This is a genomic window from Paenibacillus sp. FSL W7-1279 (assembly GCF_037969845.1).
GTDB lineage: Bacteria > Bacillota > Bacilli > Paenibacillales > Paenibacillaceae > Paenibacillus_AQ.
Window position 1 is genome coordinate 1,174,846 of record NZ_CP150215.1, and the last position, 25,685, is coordinate 1,200,530.

21 protein-coding genes are annotated in these 25,685 nt (G+C 51.4%); 13 read left to right on the top strand and 8 right to left on the bottom strand.

Features of this window, described 5'->3' with window-relative positions:
- Nucleotides 1-47: 47 nt before the first annotated feature.
- The 3 genes from MKY82_RS04995 (at nucleotide 48) to MKY82_RS05005 (ending at nucleotide 5,047) form a co-directional block, all read left to right on the top strand.
- The gene (locus MKY82_RS04995) at nucleotides 48-1,922 is read left to right on the top strand and encodes a heparinase II/III family protein (RefSeq protein WP_339295616.1); all 1,875 of its coding nucleotides are present in this window, start codon (nucleotides 48-50) and stop codon (nucleotides 1,920-1,922) included.
- A 16-nt stretch (nucleotides 1,923-1,938) separates the two neighbouring features.
- Nucleotides 1,939-3,075 (top strand): glycoside hydrolase family 88 protein, encoded by a 1,137-nt coding sequence (locus tag MKY82_RS05000; protein WP_339295617.1) that lies wholly within the window; start codon nucleotides 1,939-1,941, stop codon nucleotides 3,073-3,075.
- Nucleotides 3,076-3,169: 94 nt separating this feature from the next.
- Nucleotides 3,170-5,047 (top strand): DUF2264 domain-containing protein, encoded by a 1,878-nt coding sequence (locus tag MKY82_RS05005; RefSeq protein WP_339295618.1) that lies wholly within the window; start codon nucleotides 3,170-3,172, stop codon nucleotides 5,045-5,047.
- A gap of 78 nt (nucleotides 5,048-5,125) precedes the next feature.
- Here the strand turns inward: MKY82_RS05005 and MKY82_RS05010 are convergent, their stop codons facing one another.
- Complete coding sequence (locus MKY82_RS05010; RefSeq protein WP_339295619.1) at nucleotides 5,126-6,217, bottom strand: NADH:flavin oxidoreductase; 1,092 nt, start codon at nucleotides 6,215-6,217, stop codon at nucleotides 5,126-5,128.
- Nucleotides 6,218-6,366: 149 nt separating this feature from the next.
- Here MKY82_RS05010 and MKY82_RS05015 point away from each other — a divergent pair, with 149 nt between their 5' ends.
- Nucleotides 6,367-7,269, top strand: a complete 903-nt coding sequence (locus tag MKY82_RS05015; protein WP_339295620.1) for a LysR family transcriptional regulator — start codon at nucleotides 6,367-6,369, stop codon at nucleotides 7,267-7,269.
- A gap of 147 nt (nucleotides 7,270-7,416) precedes the next feature.
- On the top strand, nucleotides 7,417-8,685 hold the full coding sequence (ilvA, locus tag MKY82_RS05020; protein ID WP_071221525.1) for a threonine ammonia-lyase IlvA: 1,269 nt from the start codon (nucleotides 7,417-7,419) through the stop codon (nucleotides 8,683-8,685).
- 141 nt (nucleotides 8,686-8,826) lie between these two features.
- On the opposite strand, the gene MKY82_RS05025 is transcribed toward ilvA, so the two are convergent.
- The 3 genes from MKY82_RS05025 to MKY82_RS05035 all read right to left on the bottom strand — a co-directional run bounded on the left by MKY82_RS05025 (nucleotide 8,827) and on the right by MKY82_RS05035 (nucleotide 10,892).
- Nucleotides 8,827-9,765 (bottom strand): hypothetical protein, encoded by a 939-nt coding sequence (locus tag MKY82_RS05025; protein ID WP_339295621.1) that lies wholly within the window; start codon nucleotides 9,763-9,765, stop codon nucleotides 8,827-8,829.
- A 126-nt stretch (nucleotides 9,766-9,891) separates the two neighbouring features.
- Complete coding sequence (locus MKY82_RS05030; RefSeq protein ID WP_194541004.1) at nucleotides 9,892-10,554, bottom strand: DUF1129 family protein; 663 nt, start codon at nucleotides 10,552-10,554, stop codon at nucleotides 9,892-9,894.
- Nucleotides 10,555-10,556: 2 nt separating this feature from the next.
- Nucleotides 10,557-10,892: a PadR family transcriptional regulator gene (locus MKY82_RS05035; RefSeq protein ID WP_339295622.1), complete on the bottom strand. Its 336-nt coding sequence runs from the start codon at nucleotides 10,890-10,892 to the stop codon at nucleotides 10,557-10,559.
- A gap of 285 nt (nucleotides 10,893-11,177) precedes the next feature.
- Between MKY82_RS05035 and MKY82_RS05040 the strand changes: the two genes are divergently transcribed.
- From MKY82_RS05040 to MKY82_RS05065, 6 genes are all read left to right on the top strand, one after another.
- Nucleotides 11,178-11,432, top strand: a complete 255-nt coding sequence (locus MKY82_RS05040; protein ID WP_220686502.1) for a hypothetical protein — start codon at nucleotides 11,178-11,180, stop codon at nucleotides 11,430-11,432.
- 191 nt (nucleotides 11,433-11,623) lie between these two features.
- Complete coding sequence (locus MKY82_RS05045) at nucleotides 11,624-12,451, top strand: alpha/beta fold hydrolase (protein ID WP_071221519.1); 828 nt, start codon at nucleotides 11,624-11,626, stop codon at nucleotides 12,449-12,451.
- Nucleotides 12,452-12,528: 77 nt separating this feature from the next.
- Nucleotides 12,529-13,305 (top strand): class III extradiol ring-cleavage dioxygenase, encoded by a 777-nt coding sequence (locus tag MKY82_RS05050; RefSeq protein ID WP_339295623.1) that lies wholly within the window; start codon nucleotides 12,529-12,531, stop codon nucleotides 13,303-13,305.
- A gap of 315 nt (nucleotides 13,306-13,620) precedes the next feature.
- Nucleotides 13,621-14,361, top strand: a complete 741-nt coding sequence (locus tag MKY82_RS05055) for a hypothetical protein (RefSeq protein ID WP_339295624.1) — start codon at nucleotides 13,621-13,623, stop codon at nucleotides 14,359-14,361.
- 228 nt (nucleotides 14,362-14,589) lie between these two features.
- Nucleotides 14,590-14,997, top strand: coding sequence for a BlaI/MecI/CopY family transcriptional regulator (locus tag MKY82_RS05060; protein WP_339295625.1), 408 nt, complete (start codon nucleotides 14,590-14,592; stop codon nucleotides 14,995-14,997).
- Nucleotides 14,997-16,868 carry a M56 family metallopeptidase gene (locus MKY82_RS05065; RefSeq protein ID WP_339295626.1) on the top strand — a complete coding sequence of 624 codons (1,872 nt, stop codon included), beginning with the start codon at nucleotides 14,997-14,999 and terminating at the stop codon, nucleotides 16,866-16,868. Before MKY82_RS05060 ends, MKY82_RS05065 begins: the two co-directional genes overlap by 1 nt.
- A 1,299-nt stretch (nucleotides 16,869-18,167) precedes the next feature.
- Here the strand turns inward: MKY82_RS05065 and MKY82_RS05070 are convergent.
- From MKY82_RS05070 to MKY82_RS05085, 4 genes are all read right to left on the bottom strand, one after another.
- Nucleotides 18,168-18,707 carry a DoxX family protein gene (locus tag MKY82_RS05070; protein WP_220686499.1) on the bottom strand — a complete coding sequence of 180 codons (540 nt, stop codon included), beginning with the start codon at nucleotides 18,705-18,707 and terminating at the stop codon, nucleotides 18,168-18,170.
- Between the two features lie 1,832 nt (nucleotides 18,708-20,539).
- Complete coding sequence (locus tag MKY82_RS05075; protein ID WP_071221512.1) at nucleotides 20,540-21,064, bottom strand: DoxX family protein; 525 nt, start codon at nucleotides 21,062-21,064, stop codon at nucleotides 20,540-20,542.
- Between the two features lie 261 nt (nucleotides 21,065-21,325).
- Entirely contained in the window at nucleotides 21,326-21,865 is a 540-nt protein-coding gene (locus tag MKY82_RS05080; RefSeq protein ID WP_339295627.1) for a DoxX family protein, read from the bottom strand.
- 289 nt (nucleotides 21,866-22,154) lie between these two features.
- Entirely contained in the window at nucleotides 22,155-23,009 is an 855-nt protein-coding gene (locus MKY82_RS05085; protein ID WP_339295628.1) for a LysR family transcriptional regulator, read from the bottom strand.
- A 131-nt stretch (nucleotides 23,010-23,140) separates the two neighbouring features.
- On the opposite strand from MKY82_RS05085, the gene MKY82_RS05090 reads away from it, so the two are divergent.
- Both MKY82_RS05090 and MKY82_RS05095 read left to right on the top strand, forming a co-directional pair.
- Nucleotides 23,141-24,130: a zinc-binding dehydrogenase gene (locus MKY82_RS05090; protein WP_339295629.1), complete on the top strand. Its 990-nt coding sequence runs from the start codon at nucleotides 23,141-23,143 to the stop codon at nucleotides 24,128-24,130.
- 382 nt (nucleotides 24,131-24,512) lie between these two features.
- On the top strand, nucleotides 24,513-25,592 hold the full coding sequence (locus MKY82_RS05095; RefSeq protein ID WP_339295630.1) for a DUF3048 domain-containing protein: 1,080 nt from the start codon (nucleotides 24,513-24,515) through the stop codon (nucleotides 25,590-25,592).
- The last annotated feature ends 93 nt before the right edge of the window (nucleotides 25,593-25,685 follow it).

The window sequence follows — 25,685 nt, forward strand, 5'->3', positions numbered from 1 at the left end:
AACGGGCGTCTGAACGGGCGCCGAAATGGGGAGGAGGCCTTAGTCCGATGAACAGAATGCAGGAGCTGACAACGATTGTGAACGGGATGGCTCCCGCCGATCGGCGGATGTATTACCAAGGCAGGGACCAGAGATCCTTCTGGGAAGGCATTCAGCGAAGCGGGGATTACGAGCAGGACATATCCGAGATTCGCGAGGAAGGGGAACGGCTGCTGTCTGTCCCGAATCCGCCGCTGACCTATGACTTATTCACCCGGTTTGCCCGGCATGGAACGAGGCTGGACTATGAGAAGGTTTATTTCGAGCGAAGGCTCCGCTTGAATACGTATGCCCTGTTGACCCTTCTCGAGCCTGATAAGGAAGCGTACCGGACGGCTCTCCAGGAGATGGTCTGGTCCATCTGCGATGAGTATACCTGGTGTCTACCGGCGCATCTGAACGCGGAATCGCCGGGCGGCATCAAAGGGACGATTGATCTGTTCAGCGCCGAGACCGGGTTTACCCTCAGCGAAATCCGCATGCTGCTGCGGGACCATCTGCCTTCGCTGCTGATCTCAAGAATCGAGGAGGAGGTTGAAGCGCGGTTGTTCACCCCTTTCCTAAGCCATGAGCACGGCTGGGAGACCGCGACGCATAATTGGTCAGCCGTCTGTGCCGGTTCCATCGGCTCTGCCGCGCTGCTGCTTATGGAAAGCGGGGAATCTCTTGCAAAGATTCTGCTGAAGACGGAGCGGTGCATGGACTATTATCTGCAGGGCTTTGGCCCCGATGGAGCTTGTCTGGAAGGGCTGGGATACTGGAATTACGGGTTCGGGTATTTCGTGTATTATGCCGATTTGCTGCGCAAGCGCACCCGAGGCGAGCTGGACTGGTTCCGTGCCGAGAAGGTAGGCCGCATCGCCTTGTTTCAGCAAAAGGGCTTTTTGGCAGGCAAGGCCGTCGTCAACTTCTCCGATTCGCAACCGGAAAGCAAGGTGCACATCGGCTTGTCTCATTATCTGACCGGATTGTACGGAGACTTCGAGTCTCCGCCGCAGTCTCTCCGGTCGGCTTACCGCGACGACCATTGCAGCCGCTGGGCTCCGGCCTTGCGCAACCTGATCTGGCGGAACCCCTTGCTGGCGGGAAGCGATTGGGGAGAGGCGAGTTATTATTTGCCTGATGCCCAGTGGCTGATCTCCCGCAGCTCCCATGGAGACGAAGTGTACGCGTTTGCCGCCAAGGGCGGCAGCAACGGCGAGCCGCACAACCATAATGATCTCGGGCATTTTATCCTTTACGGCGCCGGGGAAGTATGGTGCTCGGACCTCGGCTGCGGCGAGTACACGGCGGAGTATTTCGGCGAAGGACGGTATGGCTATGATTGCAACGGCTCCCAAGGACACTCCGTGCCGATCATCGACGGCCATTACCAGCAAGAGGGCCCGGATAGCGCCGCGGTTGTAAGGGAAGCCGTGACGGGCGAAGCCGTGGATCGGCTTGCGCTTGAGCTGGCCTCGGCCTACCGGGTTCCGGCGCTTCAGTCATTCACGAGGACGCTGGAGTGGAACAAGAAGGGGGATCGGCCAGGGCTGACGCTGAGCGACCGGTTTACGTTCGATTCACCCCCGGAGAGTCTGGTGGAGCGGATCGTCACCAGGAAACAGCCCGAGCTGGTGCTGATGGATGGCCGGCAGGTTGTTAGGTTGCGGGCACCGGGTACTTATGAGCAAGCAGAGGCAGGAGGATCAGAAGTTGTTCAGGCCTTAGATGACAGGCCAGGCCTGCTGATCCAATATGACAGCAAGCTGGTGGAGCCTGAGCTGACAAGCCATGTCTTCCGTGACCACTTCGGCAAGGAATCATCTTGGTATGCCGTTGATTTTAAAGTGAAGACCCCCGGTTTGCATGCGAATATCGACTTTAGGTTTCAATTCATATGAACAGGAGTGGAGAGGAATGAAAACGGAGATCGCTTTGGATTGGTTGACGGAGGCCTGGGAGAAGTCGCTTGCGAAGACGCGTCGAAACGTAACGCGGATTGGGGCGGGGTTTCCGCATGCCAGCCAGAATGGAGTCTACCAGCTGGAGCCGCCGCATTGGTGGACGGCCGGCTTTTGGCCTGGGATGCTGTGGCTTCTGTACAATGACAGCGGCCGGGCGGAGTTTAGAACGACCGCCGAGCAGTGCGAGCTCATTTTGGATGACGTGCTGAACCAATATGTACGACTGGATCACGATCTCGGTTTCATGTGGACGTTAACGAGTATGGCTTCCTACAAGCTGACCGGCAGCGAAGAGTCCAAGGTACGCGCGCTCAAGGCGGCTAACTACCTGGCTGCACGATTAAACCTGAAGGGCCAATATATTCGAGCCTGGAATCCATGGTCGGAAGGGGAGGATAACGCCGGGCTTGCCATCATCGATTGCGCCATGAATACGCCCTTGTTGTTTTTGGCCTCCGAGCTCAGCGGCGATCCCCGCTACCGGCATATTGCCGAAGCCCATATGGACACGGTGGTCCGGGACTTCGTCCGGCCGGACGGTTCCGTATATCATATCGTTCGATACGATCCGGCTACCGGTGAACGTGTGGAAGGGATCGGCGGGCAGGGCTTTGCGCCCGAATCCGCCTGGTCTAGGGGGACGGCGTGGGCGATCTACGGCTTAACGCTTGCCTACCATCATACGGGCAAGTCGATATACCTCGATACCGCCAAAACGGTGGCGCATTTCTTCCTGGCGAACCTTCCGGAAGACCATGTGCCATACTGGGACTTCCGCGCGCCGGATGAAGCCCGCATCTACCGGGATTCGTCCGCCGGAGCCTGCGCCGCCAGCGGGCTGCTGCTTCTGGCCGACCAGGTGGATCAGGGACAGGCAGCCGTATACCGGGAATCCGCGGTCCGGATTTTGGAATCGCTGTACCGGAATTACGGTACATGGGACAACGATGGGGAGGAAGGCTTGATTCTTCATGGGACCAGTCATTATCCGGAAGGACGGAATATCGACGTGCCCTTAATTTATGGCGACTTTTTCTTTGTGGAAGGCGTGGCGCGGCTGAGAGGGAAGGGGCCGTTTTACTGGGAATGACGTAAAAAAAGTACATGCGTGTAAGAGGATAAGAGATGTAGAAGTACAGGTAATGAATAACAGAAGCATTCCGGAAATGGAGTGAGAATGGAAGATGAGCATACAGGCAACGGGGAATCCCGATGGCGGCTTGACCCATCCGGTTGCCCGGAATCCGCTGCGAACAAGAGACGATGTGCAGGAAGCACTAACCCAACTGCTCGAGCCTCTGAATAAAAGGTACAGCGAGGGGCGAGCACGATTAATCCTTGAACGATCGGGAGCCGACGCCTATGCCGATATTGCGGAGATGGAGGGTTTCTCGCGAGTCCTGTGGGGACTCGTACCCGCCGTTGCCGGCGGATCCCATGGGGATCTGTGGGAGCTGTCTCTCCAAGGGATACGTTCAGGGACGGATCCGACGCATGCGGAGTATTGGGGAAAGGTGAATGATTATGACCAACGGCTGGTGGAGATGGCGGTATTCGGATTGGCTTTCGCCCTCATTCCGGAGCGAATCTGGCAGCGGCTGAACGAGAAGGAGAGGAGCAACCTCTATCAGTGGCTTGATCAGATCAACCATCACCCTTGTCATGATTGCAATTGGCTATTTTTCCATGTGTTTGTCAACGTTGGCTTCCTCAAAGCAGGCTTGCCGTACGATGCTGAGCAGCTGGAGAACAATCTCCAGCGCATTGAGGAATTCTATCTGGATGCAGGCTGGTACAGCGACGGAATCGGGGGGCACAGCGATTATTACGTGCCGTATGCCTTTCACTTCTACGGTCTGATCTATGCGCAGCTGATGGGAGAGGAGGACCCGGAACGCGCCGGGCGCTACAGGGAGCGGGCAGCTTTGTTTGCCCGCGATTTCGTCCACTGGTTCGCCCCCGACGGGGCGGCCGTTCCTTATGGGCGCAGCTTGACGTACCGCTTTGCCCAGTCGGCGTTCTGGTCGGCTGCGGCCTATGCCGGGCTGGAAGGGTTTCGTCCGGGTGAGCTAAAAGGGCTGATCCTGAGAAATCTCAGATGGTGGTTTCAGCAGCCCATATTCGACCGGGACGGCGTGTTGACGATCGGCTACGCGTACCCAAACCGGATCATGTCGGAGAATTATAACGCGGCCGGCTCCGTGTACTGGTCGCTGAAGACGTTCCTGATCCTGGCTTTGCCGGACGAGCATCCGTTCTGGACGGCCGAGGAGCAGGAACTGCCGGAGACGGGAGATATTTCGGTGCAGGATCAAGCGCATCTGGTGTTTTGCCGGGATCAGCAGACCGGCCATGTGGCCGCGTTCAATACGGGCCATCCGTCTACGAACGAGCATACGCATACTTCCGCCAAGTACGAGAAGTTTGTTTACTCAACCGCCTTTGCATTCAGCGTTCCGAGGGCGGAATGGGGACTGGCCCAGGGGGCTTACGATTCCATGCTGGCGCTTAGCGAAGGTGATCGGCTGTTCCGGGTCAAGCGCTTATGCGAAGAAACATGGATTCAGGAGCACGTGCTGTATGCACGATGGAAGCCGTGGAGAGACGTGGAGGTACGGACCTGGATAGCGGCGGGGCTCCCTTGGCATATTCGCATCCATCGGATCAGCACGGGAAGAATGCTTGATGCTGCAGAAGGCGGGTTTGCTTTAGGCTTGGGATCTTTAAACAGCTCCATGGCGGGAGAAGGGGCAGCATCGGCTTCCGGCACCTTCGGCACGAGCGCCATCTATGGCATGCTCGGTTACGATACGGCAGAGCTCATCTATCCCCATGCCAATACCAATCTCCTGCGTCCCCGCACCGTCATTCCTACGTTGATGGCGGCGCTCGAACCCGGAACCCATTGGCTCATATCGGCTGTGCACGGCGATCCAGGTCCTCACGTCGTCGAGGAGCCTTCCATGGTTGCCGTAACAAAGGGTCTGGGTGTAGAAATCGGCCAGCGTGAGATTAAAATAACGACACAGACGGGGAAAGTCATCGTGATTCCGATGGACTAACGGGCATGCCGTCATTCGCCTTCATATAAATCTAAACTACAAAAGCCGGGGGATTGATAACCCCGGCTTTCGTGTGCTTCATAGAAGCACCTCATCCTCCCTGATCGTGGCGATGGGCTGCAGAAATTGGTGATTAAAGGGCCGCAACTCTGTCCCTGCCCGAGCTTTATTCACCCAATCCGGGTTGACTAAGGCGCTGGTGCCGATCGCAACGAAATGTGCATGGCCAGAAGCCAAGATTCGTTCTGCGACCGCCGGCTCGCCGAGTTTGCCGTTCGCGATGACGGGAAGACCGCCGTATGTTGCGGCAAGCTCGGCTAAGGTGGTCTCGCCATCAGCGAAAGCGGGGGCGTAAGCTTTGTACTCCGTCGTGTGAATGTAAGATGGTGAGGCCCCGCTCAATTGTTCGAATATTGTCTTAGCATCCTCAACTCCCTGAGCCCACTTATGATGGAAATCGTTCACCTTGCCCTGGGAAATCCGCACGCCAACGGTATAATCCGGGCCAACGGCTGCCCGAATGGCTTCCAACACCTCAACGACAATTCGAATCCGATTCTCCGTGGACCCGCCGTATTCATCCGTTCTGCGGTTGGTGTAATCGGTTAGGAATTGATCGAGCAAATAGCCGTTTGCCGCATGGATTTCAACCCCGTCGAATCCAGCAGCCTTGGCGCGGAGTGCCACTTGCGCAAAATCCTGGATCGTTTGTTTAATCTGAGGCTGCGTTAACTCCCGAGGGGTGGCGAATTCTCCGCTTCCTCCATGGTCCTCAAGCATGGCGCCCACCGGCTTCACCGCTGAAGGCGCGACCGGGATGAATCGCTCATGCTGAACCAGGGCCCCGGCGTGCATCAACTGCGCAATGATTTTACTTCCCTCCCGATGAACAGCTTCGATGACAGGCTTCCAGGACGCGGCCTGCTGGTCATTCGCCATGCCGGGTTGGTTGAGATAGCTTTGGCTCTGAACGTCATCCGGATAAAGGCCTTCCGTAATGATCAGACCGAACCCGCCCTTTGCGAATCTCTGATAGTATCGGACCATTCGGTCGTTTGCCAAGCCATTTGGCTCCGCGCTCGTTCTAGTCATGGGCGAGAGTACGGCCCGATTGGACAGTTTCAAAGATCCTAATGAAGCTTCGGTTAGCAGGTTGGGATATGAATGCATGGTTTTGTCCTCCTTAATGGTTGATCACTCTTATGGCGACCGACGCTTGTTAGTGGGTATGTTCTGATTGTATTTCGCATGGTCTATACTGTAAAATGATAGAAAATAATACATGTATCAAAAAAAATGATACCAAGAAGGTGTGCTGGATGGACTTAACGGATCTGAGGACGATCGCCGTCATCGTGGAGGAAGGCAGCGTATCAGGTGCTGCCGAGAAGATGGGGTATGTGCAATCCAACGTGACGGCGCGCATTCGCAAGCTGGAGTCCGAGCTGGGTGTTCCTTTGTTCGATAGGCATCCCAAAGGAGTCACTCCCACGGAAAGGGGGCTCGTTCTCTATCGATATGCCAAGGAGATTCTAGACATGGCTGAGGAAGCCGTTGCCGCCGTGAAGGAGCCGCCCTATCCATGCGGTCCGCTTGTGATCGGCGTCGTGGAGACGATGGCGACATCGCCATCCTTTATTCAGGCCTTGTCCCACTTTCAACGAACCTACCCGGAGGTCGCGCTATCTCTCGTTAGCGGAACATCTCCACAGCATTATGAAGGCATGCTCAGCCGTAGATTGGACGGTGCGTTCATTACCGGTGATTATGATATGTCGCTGCTTGTGAGCGAGCTGGAAATCCGGGAGGAGGTGTCGCTGCTTGCTTCGTCGGAGGAATCCGAAGAAGAGGGGACATTCAAGGCATTCGAACTAACGGGTGCTTCTTGGATCGTATTTCCCAAGGGATGTCCGTTCCGGAAGTCTAACGAAGAATGGCTTAGCAGCGAAGGGATCGCCGCAGCGAACATGATCGAAATCAGCACATTGGAGACGATGCTCAGCTGCGTACGGGCCAAACTGGGCTGCGCGCTTCTGCCGGCATCGGCGATTCCTTGGTCCGATCCAGGATTAACGGCCTACCCCGTACCGGAAGAGTATCGCAGTGCCACGACTCGGCTACTCCGTCGCAATGAATCATTCCGCAGCAAGGCGTTTGCCGCTTTCGCGGAATGCGTCAGAGAAGCGGGCGGTCTGAATTCGACTGGAATTCAGGCCTCCTGATCTTGAAAACATCTCCAGTTTCCGAAAGCTTGCCAGAAAAGGGCGGGATATTTTCATGAAAAGTGATACAATGATAGAAATACGTAAATGAGGGTAGCGGAAGGATCAACGTTTACCTGGCAGCGAAGTGGGAGTGTGATCGAGAGAATGGAAGAGACGTATACGGCAAAACGGGCAGTCAGCATGGAGGATATCGTACGCGCACACCACGTGCTTCGTGAAGTGATCGTGCGGACGCCACTGCAGCGCGACGCTGTGCTGTCAGCCAAGTATGACTGCGAAGTGTATTTGAAGCGCGAGGACTTGCAGGTGGTTCGCTCCTTCAAGATCCGCGGCGCTTACAATATGATTCGCAGCTTGTCAGACGAGGAACGTGGTAACGGGATCGTGTGCGCGAGTGCGGGAAACCATGCGCAAGGGGTGGCTTTCTCCTGTAATGCGCTGAATATTAGAGGCAAGATTTATATGCCGAGTACAACCCCGAATCAGAAGGTGAAGCAGGTGAAGCGTTTTGGCGGGGGCAGTGTCGAGGTCATTTTGACAGGCGATACCTTCGACGATGCTTATGCTGAGGCGATCAAGGCTTGTGATGAGTATGGCATGACCTTTATTCACCCGTTCGATGAAGCGAAGATCATCGCGGGCAACGGCACGATCGGGATGGAAGTTATGGAGGAGCTGGACGCTCCGGCTGATTATATGTTTGTCACCATTGGCGGCGGCGGTCTTGCCGCAGGCGTGGCAACATATGTCAAAACCGTCAGCCCAACGACGCAAGTGATTGGCGTTGAACCGCTCGGCGCAGCGTCCATGATCGAGGCCAAGAAGCAGGGTGAGGTGGTCACCATGCACGAGATCGACAAATTCGTGGATGGCGCAGCCGTTAAGCGTGTCGGGCAGCTGACCTACGATATCTGCTGCGAGCTTGTCGATGACATCGTGACGGTACCGGAAGGAAAAGCCTGCACCACCATCCTGGAGCTGTATAACGAAAATGCAATCGTTGTAGAGCCTGCCGGGTCGCTGGCCGTGGCGGCGCTGGATATGAACCGGGACCGGATTCGCGGAAAAACGGTCGTATGCATCATCAGCGGCGGCAATAACGATATCGACCGGATGCAGGAAATCAAGGAGCGTTCCTTGATTTATGAAGGGCTGAAGCATTACTTCATGATCAACTTCCCGCAGCGTGCGGGAGCACTCCGCGAGTTTCTGGAAGAAGTGCTGGGTCCCGACGACGATATCGCACGCTTCGAATACACGAAGAAGCATAACAAGGAAGACGGGCCTGCCCTGGTGGGCATCGAGCTGTTAAGGCCCGAGGATTACGGTCCGCTGGTAGAGCGGATGCAGCGCAAGGGTCTGGATTATACAGAGCTGAACAAGAACATGAACCTGTTCAATCTGCTGATTTAAGAGGTACACAGACCGCGATAAATAGGCACAGACCACGTATAAAAGCCGGATTCTCCTACAAACGGGAATCCGGCTTTTTTTGATAGCTATTCACTAGGTTATCAGTCTTGTTTAACGTTGGTGAATTTGTGGCTCGTTCCTCTAGTCAAGCGGAACCGCCTTCGCACGATACTGCTCCACTTCCTGGGTCAACTTGTCCTTGTTGCTCTCAAGCACTTCAGACCAGGACTTCAGCTTTTTCAGGAGAGGGCTTTTGGAGACGGCGTCGCTGTCCTTGAGCACGCTATCGAAGGCTTGCCGCACTTCCGGATCAAGTAGATTGTCCTCGTACTTGAATAGCGGCGTATTGTTATAACCGTAGAATAAGCTCAGCTCCGTAAACCGAAGCTTCAGCTTCACGTCAGCGGTCCGGTTTGATTTAGGATATGTCGTGATAAAAGCCTCCTGCGCGAGTCCACGTTCAATGACCTCGGACCAAGGGATGACCAAGGCGGCATCACTGACCGCAGGCTTCTCGGACTCCACAATCATGATGTCGATGTAGGCTTGAAGATCCTTATTGATGTAAGGCTTGTATGGTTTCAGTGTCGTATAGTCGATAATCGGGAAGATGACGCCTTCGGTCGTATACAGTCTGTAGCCGCTGTCCCGCAGGTTGATGAGCACCTTCCGAAGCGTGTCGTCCTTGGCTTTGTTTATGGTCGTGTTAATCGGCTCCCCGAATTTGTACAGGTTCATCAGCTTATCCTGAATGCCGATTTCATACACCTTATCGGTTTTTGCCGGGAGTGCATCGTTCATCGCATTCTCCAGTTTGAGGACCAGCATGGTCGCCTGATACGGGGTAACGCTGCGGATATGCTTGGTGATGTAGGCCTTGGCATAAGCCACGTCAGTTTCCTTCAGAAGTTTACTCGCTTTGTTGTACACTGCATTGCCGAAGGCGGTAGCTTTGCTTGAAACTGCGGTTGAACCAGCTTGGGATACGGATGCAGGTGCTGCGTTAGCGATGACGCCGGTCTGGATCGTTAGAATAAGTGCAAGGATGGCAGCAATCGCGGATTTTTTGGATTTTGACATATATATTCCTCCCTTACCACACATTACCCTTATCCTATCATCTTCTATAGAACATTAGTTTACAATGTACGAAAAAATATTAAAGATTTTGTTATGCGCAAGCCGAGAATTCATGACGAGATTGTATTATTTGCTCGAAAAAAGAAGCTTCGTCCCGGCGATTCCGACCAGGAATATGACGAGACTGATCCATGGCGCAATCGTCAGAACCGGCAGCAGCCGCCCCAGCCACACGCCGGCAACCAGAATCAATACGGTGATGGCGACATAAATCCCCATATTGCGGACATTAATCTTGCGCTTGTCCTCCTCCGGCTTGAAGGTGTCGCTCTTCATCGATCTTAACAATGCGTGGATCAGCACATAGGAACCGCCTGCTATCAGAATCAGGGTAGAAATACGGACCTGCGTCATGCGTTCAACCGGTCCCCCGGCCCACATCGTGATGAACCCGACCAGCGCTTGGACGAAGAAAAACCAGGTTAAGGCAATCCACGGGATCATGAGATGATATTGGAGACTACTGAGGCCCTTCATTTTTGGCAGCTGTTCTACCAGCTCTTTGCAGTAGGATTCGGGATCGCTTCCGAATACGTCCTCGGCGCTTTTGCCTTTGGCTTGGGCGTCCAGCAGGTGCTGGGCGATTTCGAGCAGCAGCTCCTCGCCTTTTTGCTCCTGCACCGAGCTGCTGCGGATATAGACCACCATGTCCTGGTAATAGCTCAGGTTGTTTGGTTTCATGGCATCCTGGAGTCGATTGTTCTCTTTAATCATCTGTTTGGTATTCATGTTCACTGTCCTCCGCGGGTTAGAATGTGGTCCACACTATCTTTAAGCGTTCCCCAATGCTCCTTGAATTGTTGAAGAACCTGTCGGCCTTTATCGGTCAAATTGTAGTATTTGCGGGGGGGCCCCCCGGCACCGGGCGCAGGCCGAAGTGTCCCTTCGACTAACTGCTCTTTCTGCATGCGAAGCAGCAGGGGATAAATGCTGCCTTCGCTCACAAACGTTAGCCCGCTGTCTTCCAACAGCGTGCTAAGCTCATAACCGTATACCTCCCGATGCTCCATGAGCGAGAGAATGCAGCCTTCGAGAATGCCTTTTAGCATCTGACTTTGGGTGGTCATGAATAGGATTATCCTCCTTCAAGTATATTGCTATGCAAGGTAGTCGGGCAAATGGAGGCTGGGCTGCCAATTGAAAATGATAAATGACGAGTGACAAACTGTCGACTACCTTGTTATGCAATATATCATACCAACAACATACTTGCAATGCAAGGTAGTCCGAAAATTCCATGTCGTATTCGTGAACTAGGTATAATTCCGCCGTTCCTATTTCACAATAATAAGCATTCTGAATCTATAGACGACACCCTAATCACTTTAGGGATAAGAAGGAGGAGTTCTCAGGTGAGTGCTAACTTTTTTGACGATGAATTGCATGGGGGAGACGCTGTGCCGGCCAATGGGCAAGAGGTTGTTGCAGGCAGCAGTACAGCGGATGGGATATTTGGCCAGCCTGAAGGGGGATACGCCTCCGAGGGTGATGAAACAGATCTGTCCGCATCAAGCTTATGGGAGAACGACCCCGTCGGGAAGACCTGGATGAACGATTGGAGCGGGCGCGAAGAGACCCATGCCATGTTCCGCCAGAGCTACGAGTAAGGCTGAGAGTGCGGTGCGAAAGCTGGAAGGAACAATTAATTCAGGCGTGAAGAAATATGCCGTGTTTGTCGATCTGCCATGCGTTGACAATCCATAATCACGATGCTAAGATAAGTTTAATTAATTCACATTAAACTTATCGGAATTATTTATATTATGATTACGGCGTGTTATCGCAAGGAGGAATCGGCATGGAGCGGCAAATTACAATCCGGCATAATCAAGAGGAACTTACGGCAACCATCCATTACCCGTTGAAGGAAGCGGCTCAAGGAGGCCGGTGCAATCGGATCCCGCTGGTCATTATCTGCCACGGCTTCGTTGGAAGCCGGATCGGCGTGGACCGGCTGTTTGTCAAAACGGCACGTGCGTTTGCCGAAGACGGGTACATGGTGATTCGGTTCGACTATATCGGATGCGGGGAGAGCTCGGGCAATTATGGCAGCGAGGGTCTCGATTCGATGATTGCCCAGACGCGTTCCGTCCTCGATTATGGACTCAGCTGCACCGATGTCGATCCGACGCGCATCACACTCATCGGGCATAGCTTGGGCGGCGCTGTCGCCCTGCAAACCGCCGTTCGGGATCGGCGGGTGAAGAATCTGATCCTGTGGTCTGCGGTAGGATATCCGTTCAACGATATCGTCAAAATCACCGGTCGCGATGTATACGACACCTCTGTCAAGTCGGGATCCGCCGATTATTTGGGATACTCGTTTACCCCGGTCTTTTTCGAATCGCTGGCACAGGGTCAGCCTTTCCAGGAAGCAATCAAGTTTACGGGCAATGTGCTGGTGATACATGGTACCTCGGATGAGGTCATTCCGGTGGATTACGCATTTTTGTACCAAAAAGTGTTCTGGATGCGCCAGGAAGGCCGCTGCGATAAGGAGATTATCTTCCAGGCCGATCACACGTACTCTGCCGGACCCCAGCGCGAGCTGCTGCTTCAGCGGACACGGGATTGGTTGAACGAGCAGGAGAACATTCAGCAGGAGTGGCAGCACTGGATGATTTAAGGGAGTTATTTGGCATAATGGGCGATTTAACGGTACAATAGAGTTGTCCCTTGATTTTGAAGCTGGAGGTGGCATCGATGACGTTACCTGCTTTATTTATTGCCCATGGTTCGCCGATGATGGCCCTGGAGGACAACGAGTACACCCGCTTCCTTGAGCAGTTGGGGCGGGAGCTGCCTACGCCTAGGGGCATAGCTGTATTTTCTGCCCATTGGGACGATCCGGATCAGCGGCTTACTGAAGACGCCGAGCATGGCACGATGCATGATTTTTATGGATTTCCCGAGGAAATGTACCGAATCACGTATCCTGCCCCAGGCAGCGCAGAGCTGGCAGCTCAGATTCGTAAGCGTTTTGAGTCTAACAATCTGCATGCCAAAGCCGAGACCGGCCGTGGTCTGGACCATGGGGTATGGGTCATTCTGCGCAAAATGTACCCCGATGCGAATATTCCCGTGGTGGCCTTGTCCGTGGACTCCAAGCGCTCGCCGCACGAACAATATTCCATCGGTACGATGCTGTCCGATTTGCGTGAAGAAGGCATCCTGATTATCGGGAGCGGCGGTTTGGTGCACAATCTGCGGATGGTGCACGAGAGCGATGAGCCTGATGAATGGGCGGCTGCATTCGATGAATGGATCGCGGAGCAGCTGACGGAATGGAATCTGAATCATCTGTTTGCGTTTGACAAAAAAGCGCCTCATGCCAGCGATGCTGTCCCTTCTTATGGACGGGAGCATTTTGTCCCTTTGTTCTATGCAATGGGTGCTGCCGACAACGGCCGCAAGGCAAAGCGATTGTTTCAATCTTACCAATATGGCAGTTTGAGTCTGAACTGCTGGTCATTCGAATAATGAGATGCCGGGCTTGGTTTACAAGCTCGGCTTTTGTTGTGGGCCGATAAAAATGAGATGTTCAGGCGGGGTGGTGGGATACACCTTAGCTCGATTGATTTTGCCGGAGAACAAGAACGTAGCGCCATAGGTTTTATACACAAGCCCATGCAGTCTGAAATAAGATTGCATGGGCTCTTTTTTCTGTATTCAACCAAACCCCAAAAATTTTTCTGCACAAACTGTGTTGACATAATTGAACTACAGTTGTAGTATTGATTTGCAACTACATCTGTAGTTTGTGGATAAAAATTAATAGGAGAGGAGTATTACCAAATGAAAGCAGCAACGAAAGTAGCAATCGCGACACTAAGCAGCATTTTATTAATGGGTTCTTCCGTAAACCTCGCGGCGAAGGCGCAATCCTACGAAAAAGCCCCAAAAGCTACTGTCAAGAAAGCAGCCGAAACAGCCAAGTCTATCTCTGCAGAGGAAAAAAGGCTTATCGAGGATGAGATCCAGAGAGTGAAGGAGTTGACCCAAGAGTCGGGTGATATGTACGTTCTGTATCATAAGTACCCAAAATTAAATAGCGGATTTGATATTAGCTTTTGGGGAGGGATACATGAATTCACTTCATACGAGGACTACTTGAAAAAAGCCTCAACTCTGAAGGGGTCCATCTTGAAGCAGCCTGCCAACCTGCCAAAGGGATACAAGTTTTTATCAGCGGTCATTGAAGGTCCGACCGAAGGAAAGTTCGTTGATGAGGTAAGGGCCGAAGGCAAGAAGAGCGGAAAGCCCATCTATGCGAAAAAGATCGATTGGAAAGAGGTGGCAAGCATCCGTCTTAAATATGCGAGCGGAAAAGACACGCTGGGCTTTTCCAAGTATGCGGCAGACTCGGAGGGAAGCAAGAAGAAAGGTTTCTTTAATGATAAGCTGCCGGCGCATGTCTTTCCAAAATACGTTTTTTGGAATGATGGCGGCAAATTCGAATACAGCATTTCAACCTCCTCTTTGGATATGTCCAGAAAACAGAAGGTCGAGATTTTGAAAGCAGCGGTGAAAAAATAACATTTGCGTCAGCTTCAGGACTTGCGGACAGGCCCATACAGCTCTGGAAAACAGGATGGCATGAGTTCTTTTGCAGATCAACATTCCCACAAGCGGTACAAGTATACTGCATGTAACTAAACCGAGAAAATTTTCTTCACCAAACATGTTGACATTATCAAACTACAATCGTAGCATTAACATAACTACATATGTAGTTTTATTGAATTGACATTGGAGGTTTCATGCATGAATCAAATACCACCGATTACGGATGCAGAGCTGGAAATTATGCGCGTATTGTGGGCTAATCCGGACTGTCCTTCCAGCGAGGTCGTAAAGAAAATGACGGATCTGATGGGGTGGAGCCCCAATACAACTCGGACGCTCCTCAGTCGTCTGGTGCAGAAGGAAGCAGCGGGTGCGAAACTGGAAAAGGGAAAGCGCACCCAACTATTTTATCCGATCATCAGCGAGCAGGAGTATCTGCAGTCTGAAACCAAATCCTTCATGAAAAAACTTTATGGGGGAGCTTTAAAGCCGATGCTGGCCAACTTTTTGCAGGATAAAAAACTGAATGCGCAAGAAATCGAGGATCTGAAGGCTTTGTTTGATGAGAACAGCAGCGACGGGGAAACAGAAAAGAGAGAGCCCTGATGAGTCATACATTGCATGAAAATTTATTGTTGTTTTTCGGCTGGGTCATTCGCGGATCGTTCATGGCCGGCATCATGATCGTCCTTGTCCTGATGCTGCAATTTCTACTAAAAAACAAGATTGAAGCCAGATGGAGATACTGGCTTTGGTTTCCTGTGGCCATTCGCTTGCTGCTCCCTTGGGCACCGGAATCCTCGCTTAGCCTATACAATGTTTTGTCTCTGGAGGCCATAGTGCCCGGCATTCATCAACAAACTCAAGTTTCACCGCTTTGGAAGGAAACGGGGAGAATAAGCGCGGCGATTCATGTTGAGCGCTCTATACACCCGGAAGCAAGCGGAACTTCGGAAGTACCTGCTCCATCCCTTGAATCGGGACCCGTGCAGGACAGCGGTTATTGGTGGAATGGGTTCAAGCAGATAGGCTTCACCAATATACTGATGTCGGTTTGGCTTGCGGGTGTGCTGCTTCTTGCCGCGAAAACGGTATACGACCAGCTTCGATTGAAACAAGCCCTGCGCACGGGCCGAAAAATAGATACGCCTTTTCTATCGGCCGTGTTTCACGAGACGAAACAGCAATTAGGCGTGAAGCAAACCGTGCAGTTTGTAGCCAGCGAGCGAATTCCTGGACCTGCCGTGGTCGGTTTTAACAAACCGGCGATCGTCATTTCGCCCAGTCTGCTCATCACGCTGCAAAAGGATCAACTTCGATACATTCTGGCGCATGAGTTCGCACATATTCAGCGGCGGGACGTCGCAGTGAACTGGTTAATGCATATCATCCTGATCATCCATTGGTTTAATCCGTTATTATGGCTAGCCGTACATAAAGCGAGACAAGACCAGGAGATGGCCTGCGATGCATTCGCCTTGAATCGGATGAGCCCGCAGCAAAACAATGCATACGGACAAACGATCATCCATGTGTTGGACCATTTTTCAGGAAACCAACGTCAGCCGGGACTTGCCGGCCTGTCCGCCACGCATAAACAAATGAAAAGGAGACTTACGATGATTAAACATTTTCACAAAAAATCTTATCGCCTGTCCATTCTGGGGATGGGGATGATTCTCGCGCTAGGCAGCGTGACATTGGTTAATGCTAAGGAAAGCGATGCAGGGAACGTAACGTCAAAGGCTTCCGTGCAGTCGGAACAGGATGGAGCTGTTGTCAATAACGTGCCGGATATTATCGATCCCAAGGGGGATATTGACCGCGAGCTTTACAAAAAAGAACTGGAAAAGGCCGAAAAGAAAGCAGAAGCAGCAGCCAAGGCTCTAACTCCAGAGGATAAGAAGTATATCGAAGCTGAGACCAATAGAGTGAAGAAGCTAAGCGAAGAGACAGGTGATATGTATGTTCTGTATCATAAATATAAGGATCTTAACAGCGGATTCGACCTAAGTTATTGGGGAGGTATAGAAAAATTCACTGCTTACGAGGACTACTTGAATAGAGCTTCCACGCTGGAGGGTTCTATTCTGAAGCGGCCTGCCAACTTGCCGGAGGGATTTAAGTTTTCCAAAGCGAGAATTGAAGGTCCAACCGAAGGAAAGTTCCTTGATGAAGTAAGGGCCGAAGGCAAGGAGAGCGGAAAACCCATTTACGCGAAAAAGATAGACTGGAAAGAGGCGGCAACCATTCGTCTTGAATATACGAACGGGAAAGACACGCTGGTCATTTCAAAATTTATGTTGGACTCAGAGGGAAGCAAGAAGAAAGGGTTCTTTGAGGATGATTTCCCGGCGCATGTCTATCCAAAATACGTGTTTTGGGATGAAGGCGGCTTTGAATACAGCATTTCAACCACATGGGATATGACCAGGGAACAGAAGATCGATATGCTGAAAGCAGCGGTGCAGAAATAATATTTTGAGCAAGCTTTGGTCTTGGGTAAGCCCATGCAGTCCTGGAAGTAGGATTGCATGGGCTCTTTTATTGATCAGGATTTTTCTGCAGTCCGAAACCAAATCCTTCAACTATACAACTGCTAAGGAAATGGTATGTCAAACGAGTTACGGCCTGGCCGTAACGGACCTCAGATCCGCTATTATCGCAATATGCTCGCTTTTGAGGGGTTTATCGGACACACGATCCGTTAATTAGCGGATAATCGGCAAAATAAGGACTTTATTCGGTGAATAACGGATCTGTGGTCCGTTCGTGTTAAAAAAAGGGTGCTTTTGGACAAAATAAGGTCCGCTGAGTCCGCTAATATCGTAAGTGACTAGGCAGCAGCGCCCGTATGAACTACGCTCGAACTTATGGAGCTCTCCGGACCTCAGATCCACTACTTCCGCTATCGGCACGGTATTGCAGGAGTTACCGGACACAGAGCCCGATAAGTTGCCGATCAGTGACTTGGTCAGTCCTTAGGCCCAGCAGTATAGGACCTCAGATCCGCTATTTGGCTATTGGCACAGTATTGCAAGATTTATCGGACACAGGTTCCGTTAAGTAGCGGATAATCCGTAAAATGATGACCTTATTTGGTGAATAACGGATCTGTAGTCCGTTTGTGTTAAAAAAAGGGTGCTTTTGGTCAAAATAAGGTCCACTGAGTCCGCTAAAATTGTAAGTGACTAGGCAGTGCCAGTATGAACTACGCTCGAACGTAAGTACGACACTCGAAGTAAGTATGACGCTCTTGGACCTCAGATCCGCTATTTTCGCAATATGCTCGCTTTTGAGGGGTTTATCGGACATAGAATCCGTTAAATTGCCGATAATTCGTAAAATGATGGCCTTATTTGGTAAATAACGGATCTGTGGTCCGTTCGTGTTAAAAAAAGGGTGCTTTTGGACAAAATAAGGTCCGCTGAGTCCGCTAAAATTGCAAGTGACTAGGCAGTGCCAGTATGAACTACGCTCGAACTTATGTACGACGCTAGAAGGTAAATACAACACTCAGATGTATGGCACTCAAATGTATCACAAAGCTCAATGCATGACAGTGCTCAATGTAAGACAAAGCTCAATGTATGACAGTGCTCAATGTAAGATAAAGCTCAAATGTATGACAAAGCTGAAATGTATGACAGTGCTCGACCCATATGCCAAATCTCCAATGTATACCACAACAAAAACAGCCCGGCTTGATTGCTCAAGACGGGCTGTGTAATCAATAGGTTAGTTTTAGTTTTTTTGGTGGCAGATGCTTACCATGTTTATGCCGTTTGTTTTTTGAAAGGTGTGTGCGTGGTGCCATCGCCTTTAGTTGTTCTGTGCGTCATTTTGTTCCACAGGCCGCGGAGGTAAGGGAGAACCCAATAATCGAGGCCGATTTTACCGGCGTTGGCAGCAGCGACGATGATCAGCACTTCAAGCAGTAACATCTGGGCGTTGGTGCTCACCGTACCCGAGAAGAGGAATGCGGCGTTCATCACAAGTCCCATCAGAGCGGCGAAGGTAGTGAAGGTACCGAGGATCAGCCCGACCCCTACGAGGAACTCACCGAGCGGGATGATAAAGTTGAAGAGCTTCACTCCCGGCAGTGCCGCATGCTCCAGAAACGCCGCCCACCAGCCTTGGACTGCGGGGTGATCGCCGGCTGCTTTGGCGATCGCGCCTTGCAGGAAGCCGCCTGCTTCAAATCCGCCCGTCAATTTACCCCAACCTGCTGTCATCCACTCATAACCGATGTAGACCCGGATGAAGGTCAGCAGCCACATTGCCAATTTGTTTGTTCTCAGCCAGTTGTTAAACATATAAACCACTCCTTAAAAGTATGATTTCTTTTTTATGAAAGCTTCCTTGCCAATTGTCGGATGATGTGCTGAAGTTCTATGATGTTGTTCTTTAGGAAGATGATCATCTCTTTCATGTCTTTATTATAAGTGAAATAAATCACAATATATGTGATTAATATCACATTCGTGATAAAAATCATAAAAAACTTTTAATTTGTGAGTTGGCAGGGGGAAGTGACAGATGATAAGCGAGAGGGCGAACAGGTGCAATATATAGAGTAGGAGAAACACGGGACAGTGAGGGGAAGATGCGCACTAGGATATGTGGTGGTAAAGCATGGTGTGTGGAGGATTGCTGGAGTAGGCAAATAGGCAGTAAGCAGGTAGTTAGTAAGTAATGTGGTGCTAAAGCATGGTGTGTGGAGGATTGTGGGAGTAAGCAAATGGGTAGTAAGCAGGTAGTTAGTAAGTAATGTGGTGCTAAAGCATGGTGTGTGGAGGATTGTGGGAGTAAGCAAATGGGTAGTAAGCAGGTAATTAGTAAGTAATGTGGTGTAAGCATGGTGTGTGGAGGATTGTGGGAGTATGCAAATGGGTAGTAAGCAGGTAATTAGTAAGTAATGTGTTGATAAGCATGGTGTCTGGAGTTTTGCGGGAGTAGGCAAATGGGCAGTAAGCAGGTAATTAGTTAGTAATGTGTTGGTAAGCATGGTGTCTGGAGTTTTGCGGAAGTAGGCAAATGGGCAGTAAGCGAGTAATTAGTAAGTAATGTGTTGGTAAGCATGGTGTCAGAAGTATTGTGGGAGTAGGTTAAATGGGCAGTAAGCAGGTAATTAGTAAGTAATGTGGTGGTAAAGCATGGTGTCTGGAGTATTGCAGTAGTAGGCAAATGGGTAGTAAGCAAGTAATTAGTTAGTAAGTAATGTGGTGGTAAAGCATGGGGTCTGGAGTATTGCAGTAGTAGGCAAATGGGCAGTAAGCAGGTAGTTAGTAAGTAATGTGGTGGTAAGCATGTTGTCTGGAGTATTGCGGGAGTAAGCAAATGGGCAGTAAGCGAGTAATTAGTAAGTAATGTGGTGGTAAGCATGGTGCCTGGAGGATTGTGGGAGTAAGCAAATGGGTAGTAAGCAGGTAATTAGTAAGTAATGTGGTGCTAAGCATGGTGTGTGGAGGATTGCAGGAGTAGGCAAATGGGCAGTAAGCGCGTAATTAGTAAGTAATGTGGTGGTAAAGCATGGTGTCTGGAGTATTACTGGTGTAGGCAAATAGGTAGTAAACAGGTAATTAGTAAGTAATGTGGTGCTAAGCATGGTGTGTGGAGAATTGTGGGAGTAAGCAAATGGGCAGTAAGCAGGTAATTAGTAAGTAATATGCTGTAAGAATATTCTGTGCAGACGTGCAGAGTGAGTAAGCAAGAATGGCCAGCAAGGAATAAATAAAGCCAGTAAGTACAAAGCCAGCAAAGAAAATCCAGCAAGCTGTACGCAGTATGCGGGTAAAGCTACACCTAGTACCTGGTGCGTGTAGATAAAGATGCAACGCATTGGGAGATAGCATAGCGCTAGCACCGCTGGGATCGGTGTGAAATCGTTACTTGGGGCAAAATGGTGATAAGATACGGATGACCGGTACCGGTCACCCGTTGGTTTATAAAGGTAAGCCAAGCTGTAAGAGGTCGATGAGAGGAGAAGCATCAATCATTCCTGTTTAGACTGACGTAAGAGTTGGTCTCAACTTAGAATCTGAGGAGTCAGCAGCCCCCATTCATATTACTAGGGAAGCAAGCGCCATCCGCTTGATTTTTATTTTTTTGATTACACCGCCCCTAAACTCCCACATCCCTTGTAAAATCAGACCGCCTGATTCTGCAGAGAGGAGGGGTCACTGCTGATCTTTGCTTTGCGCGTAAATTTATCTTGGAGGTAGGGCATGAGCCAGCGGTCGATCCCGATCTTTCCGCTGTTGGCGGCCGAGAGGATGATCAGGAATTCGAGCAGCAGGAGCTGACCGTTGATGCTGATGGCACCAGAAAAAAGATACGCAGCGTTCATCACGAGCCCCATCAGCGCAGCGAACACAGTGAATGTGCCTAGAATGAGGCCAAGTCCGACGAGGAATTCGCCCAGTGGAACGATGACGTTGAACCATTTGACGCCGGGCAGCGCGGCATGCTTCAGGAATACGGCCCACCAATCCTGAACCGCAGGGTGCTCACCCGTGGATTTGGCGATGGCCCCTTGCATAAATCCGGTCGCATCGAAGCCTCCCGTTAGCTTGCCCCAGCCTGCCGTCAGCCACTTATACCCAACGTACACCCGAATGACCGTCAGCAGCCACATTGCGATTTTGCTTGATTGCAACCATTGAATAAACATCAGCACCACTCCTCCAATGAATAATCATTCTCTTTTTTGTTTTCAGATTTTTGCGAATTTGAAAATCGTAATCACGACGGAAGCCGAAAAAACAGCAACGATCTATATAATGTCGCACCATAACAAATTATTCATATTTGCAAAAATCTGTATTTAAATACAGTATTCGCATAGGCTGCGATTTGGCATAGGTTCTTGGCACGAAAAAAAAGACGATGGAGAACCGGAATTCTCCATCGTCTTTTTATGGTTGTTATAAGGTTAAGCTGTGCGCTTTTTCAGATGAGTTGTCGGTGCTTTGGGTTCATGATCACGGTGGGTCATTTTATTCCACAGGCCGCGAAGGTAAGGGAGAACCCAAAGGTCAAGACCGATTTTACCGGCGTTGGCCGCAGCGACGATGATCAGCACTTCAAGCAGTAACATTTGGGCGTTGGTGCTCACGGTACCCGAGAAGAGGAACGCGGCATTCATGACCAGTCCCATCAGGGCGGCGAAGGTGGTGAAGGTACCGAGAATGAGTCCGAGACCTACCAGAAACTCACCGAGCGGGATGATGAAGTTGAAGAGCTTCACGCCCGGCAGTGCCGCATGCTCCAGGAACGCTGCCCACCAGCCTTGGACGGCAGGGTGATCGCCGGTTGCATTGGCAATCGCGCCTTGGAGGAACCCACCAGCGTCAAATCCGCCGCCTGTCAATTTGCCCCAACCTGCTGTCAGCCATTCATAACCGATATAGACCCGGATGAAGGTCAGCAGCCACATTGCAACTTTGTTCGTTCTCAGCCAATGGTTAAACATATAAACCACTCCTTAAATGAGTTTTGATTTTTGGGATTAACGGGATATAACGTTGTTTCTGATGCGATGTTGTCGATTCTTGTTGCCTTGGGAAGTGATCACCTTCTCTATGTCTTTATTATAAGTGAAAATATTCACATTACACGTGATAAATATCACAAAGTTGTGAACGTTCAATCGAATCCTCCCACTGACTAGATTAGTCAATCGTTTTCGTTTTCAGGAGAGCAGGGATTCTCACGCTGTGGTCATTCGATCCGATGTGCCCGCTTTGAGGGTCAAACTTCAATCATTTTTGATTCTCCGGCTCCAGAAAAGCTCGAAGGGCGCTGCTCAGCGGCACGTCGCGGTGATAGATAAAATACACCACGACCTCGCGGTAGGACTCCGGCAGTGTCATGGCTGCAATGTTTTTCTCGTTGGAAAGCGAAACGGCATTGGACCTCGGGAGAAGCGCTACGCCGAGACCCGAAGCAACTCCGCCTAACACGGCTTCGAGCGAACCGAACTCTATGATTTGCGGATGTTGAACGCCAGCTTCGGCCAGCAGGCGCTCCACTCTGGATCGGTGAGTGCAGCCTGTCGACAAAATAAGCATCGGCTTCTGCAGCTGCTCCTGCTGGCTTGCCGCTCCGGCTTCGGAGATGAGCACCAGTTCCTCATTATACGAGGGGATCTGTTTCAGTAGAGGATGCGTCAAAGGTCCGTACACGAAAGCGCCGTCCAGTTCGCGGTCCAGCACTTGCTGTATCAGCACGCTGGAGTTGCCCGTGGTGAGGGACAGGCTGACCTCGGGGTGACGGGCATAATAGTCGGCCAGGCGTCCTGGCAGATATGCAGCGGCGGTGGATTCAATCGCACCGATTCGTAGCGGTCCCCGCGGCGTATCCTCTGCCTGTACGGATTTCTCCGCTTCATCTAGCAAATTTAAAATTTGACGCGTGTATCCAAGCAGGCGCTCGCCGGCCGGGGTCAGTTCCATCCCTCGATTGCTTCGGATAAACAGGGCCGTCTGGAGCCTGTCCTCCAGCTGGCGGATCCGCCCCGTGACGTTGGAGGGAACATACTGCAGGCGTTGGGCCGCCCGCGTAATGCTGCCTTCCTCCGCTACTGCGCGGAATATCCGTAAATCTCCGCTTTCCATTAGTCTCACCTTCCTGACTTCATTCTGACTGAATGCCATATTCATTACTACTCATTTTACATGCTCCGAGGCGAACTATACAATTGAACCTAACATGGCCTACACAAGCCGGAAGAAGGGGAGAGATTCATGTGAAAGCAGCCATTCATCACGGCCGGAGCGGTCTGGACGGACTTCGGGTCGGCAATATGGAATCGAAACAACCGGGTCCCGGTGAGATCCGGGTCCGTTTAAAGACGGCCGGACTCAATCACCGCGATCTGTTTCTGATGAAGGGACGTCATGCGGCGGATGAACCGCTCATTCTTGGCTCAGACGGAGCAGGCATCATTGATGCCGTGGGTGAAGGAGTGGGGGGGCTGACAGTCGGCACGGAAGTCATCATCCATCCGACGATCGGTTGGGATAACACCGAAGAGGTCCCGGTGGTCCCGCAGATCCTGGGCGGACCCACGGACGGTACGTTTGCTGAAACGGTCGTCATCCCAGCGGACAATGCCTTCAGAAAGCCGACATACCTGACATGGGAGGAAGCGGGAGTACTGCCTTTATCCGCGCTGACGGCCTACCGTGCGCTGTTTACGAGGGCGCATATCAAGCCTGGCGAGCATGTGCTTATACCAGGTATAGGAGGCGGGGTTGCAACCTACGCCATGCTCATGGCCCAGACTGCGGGGGCTGTCGTCAGCGTCACTTCCCGAAGCCAAGCCAAGCTCGAAGAAGCACGGCGCTATTCAGTGCATAGAGCTTTTTCGAGCGGCGGAGATTGGAGCGAAGAGCTGCAAGGGGAGAAGGTGGACGTGATTCTGGATAGTATCGGTCCGGCTACCTTTCCCCAATACTTGGAAGTGATCAAGCCGAATGGGCGGATCGTCAGCTTTGGGGCCAGCTCCGGCGACGCGGTCGAGGTTCCGCTGAGAGCTTTATTCTTTCCGCAGCTGTCCTGGATCGGTACGTCGATGGGGAGCCGCGAGGAGTTTGGAGAGATGCTTCGGTTCATGGAGGAGCACACCATTGCGCCCCTGATCGACCGGATGTACCCGCTGGATGAGATTCTGGATGCGTTCCGGCGGATGACGGCGGGCGAGCAGTTTGGCAATATTGGTTTGCGGATCGGATGACCATCGGCATCTCGTTTCCCTTCGGAAACTTCTGCGGCTAAATAAATGCATGGAAGCAGGAAGTCTCTTAAAGGCATACACACTATACGTATGCCTTCTAAGAGACTTTTTTATGTCACAAACCGGGTCGTTAAGAACCTCATCATGGTTTGAGTTGGAACTGCTGCCAAGGTTATTCATGAAAGGATTGGATCCCTTCTATATACAGACAAAGCACGGATTTTGTGATTAAATGTAAACTAAAGTTGATTGTCGGTTGGAAATTTTGGGGAAATAGGTTGGAAATTTAGGGTAATAAGTAATGGGAGCGTTCATAGGGGGAAACCATATGTTTAGCAAAGGGTCTTTGTCTTTTCAAAAATTCGCGTGGAGGACAAGCTTAATGTCGATGGCGACAGTTCTTATGCTGTCGGGCTGCGGCGGTGATAAACAGCAGGCGGAGCCTGCTCCGGCACCGGTGGTGGAGGCTCCGATCGAGCAGCCGGTAGAAGTGCCTCAAGAGGAAACGTCCTCTCCATATAAAGCACCGCTGACAGGAATGCCGTTAGAAGCGTCACTGACGCAGCGGCCGCTGGCCGTTATGATCAATAACGCACCGGCGGCAAGGCCGCAGTCGGGTCTGGGACAAGCGGATATGGTGTATGAAGTGCTGGCGGAGGGAGGGATCACGCGACTGATCGGCATTTTCCAAAGCCAGAGCGGCATTGAGAAGATCGGGCCGATTCGCAGCATTCGTCCTTATCTCATCAATCTTGGCGAGAGCTACGGCGGCGTTCTGGTCCATGCGGGCGGCAGCCCTGAAGCTTATAGCATCATCCAAAAGCAAGGCAAGCAGGATATGGATGAGATCGGAAATGCAGGTACTTATTTTTGGAGAGACAAGGAACGCAAAGCGCCGCATAATCTGTATTCCAGCGACGAGAAGCTCCGTGAAGGAGCGGCCAAGCTTAATTATGGCAACGACGTGAAGGTGCCGCAATATTCGTTCTATTCGGAGCCGACGGCTGCAAGCGGCGAAGGTGCAGAGGGAACGGCGCCTGTGGAGGTTATTTCCGGTGAACCCGGGGAGAAGGTAGAAATCAAATTTTTACTAGACAGTTATGTGGTGGCTTATCAGTATGATGGTTCGTCCAATACGTACAAACGGTGGGTCAATGGATCGCCGCATGTGGATCTTAACGATAATGTCCAGCTTGAAGCCGCGAATGTCATCGTGCTCGGGGCGGATCATAAAGTGCTGGATGATGTGGGCCGACTTTCCGTGAATGTGGAAGCGGGCGGGAAAGCGATGCTGTTCCAGCGCGGAGAGGTCATCGAGGGGCAGTGGGTACGCGCAGCGGGCGATGCGATCCGTTTTGTGAAGGACGGCAAGGAAGTGCCGTTGGTGCCGGGAACGACGTATTTCAATATTGTGCCGAATTCGCCTTCTTTTGAAAGCCATGTGACCATTACGAATCCTTGATGTATAAGAGGTGGATGTTGGATGCATATCGGGATAATTTGCACGCAGACGGAGATGTTAATAGGCAAGGGAAATGAAGCGATATCCATGCAT

Coding starts and splice junctions, on each gene's coding strand:
- MKY82_RS04995 (WP_339295616.1), top strand. CDS start 48: ATGAACAGAATGCAGGAGCTGACAACGATTGTGAACGGGATGGCTCCC.
- MKY82_RS05000 (WP_339295617.1), top strand. CDS start 1,939: ATGAAAACGGAGATCGCTTTGGATTGGTTGACGGAGGCCTGGGAGAAG.
- MKY82_RS05005 (WP_339295618.1), top strand. CDS start 3,170: ATGAGCATACAGGCAACGGGGAATCCCGATGGCGGCTTGACCCATCCG.
- MKY82_RS05010 (WP_339295619.1), bottom strand. CDS start 6,217: ATGCATTCATATCCCAACCTGCTAACCGAAGCTTCATTAGGATCTTTG.
- MKY82_RS05015 (WP_339295620.1), top strand. CDS start 6,367: ATGGACTTAACGGATCTGAGGACGATCGCCGTCATCGTGGAGGAAGGC.
- ilvA (WP_071221525.1), top strand. CDS start 7,417: ATGGAAGAGACGTATACGGCAAAACGGGCAGTCAGCATGGAGGATATC.
- MKY82_RS05025 (WP_339295621.1), bottom strand. CDS start 9,765: ATGTCAAAATCCAAAAAATCCGCGATTGCTGCCATCCTTGCACTTATT.
- MKY82_RS05030 (WP_194541004.1), bottom strand. CDS start 10,554: ATGAATACCAAACAGATGATTAAAGAGAACAATCGACTCCAGGATGCC.
- MKY82_RS05035 (WP_339295622.1), bottom strand. CDS start 10,892: ATGACCACCCAAAGTCAGATGCTAAAAGGCATTCTCGAAGGCTGCATT.
- MKY82_RS05045 (WP_071221519.1), top strand. CDS start 11,624: ATGGAGCGGCAAATTACAATCCGGCATAATCAAGAGGAACTTACGGCA.
- MKY82_RS05050 (WP_339295623.1), top strand. CDS start 12,529: ATGACGTTACCTGCTTTATTTATTGCCCATGGTTCGCCGATGATGGCC.
- MKY82_RS05055 (WP_339295624.1), top strand. CDS start 13,621: ATGAAAGCAGCAACGAAAGTAGCAATCGCGACACTAAGCAGCATTTTA.
- MKY82_RS05060 (WP_339295625.1), top strand. CDS start 14,590: ATGAATCAAATACCACCGATTACGGATGCAGAGCTGGAAATTATGCGC.
- MKY82_RS05065 (WP_339295626.1), top strand. CDS start 14,997: ATGAGTCATACATTGCATGAAAATTTATTGTTGTTTTTCGGCTGGGTC.
- MKY82_RS05070 (WP_220686499.1), bottom strand. CDS start 18,707: ATGTTTAACAACTGGCTGAGAACAAACAAATTGGCAATGTGGCTGCTG.
- MKY82_RS05075 (WP_071221512.1), bottom strand. CDS start 21,064: ATGTTTATTCAATGGTTGCAATCAAGCAAAATCGCAATGTGGCTGCTG.
- MKY82_RS05080 (WP_339295627.1), bottom strand. CDS start 21,865: ATGTTTAACCATTGGCTGAGAACGAACAAAGTTGCAATGTGGCTGCTG.
- MKY82_RS05085 (WP_339295628.1), bottom strand. CDS start 23,009: ATGGAAAGCGGAGATTTACGGATATTCCGCGCAGTAGCGGAGGAAGGC.
- MKY82_RS05095 (WP_339295630.1), top strand. CDS start 24,513: ATGTCGATGGCGACAGTTCTTATGCTGTCGGGCTGCGGCGGTGATAAA.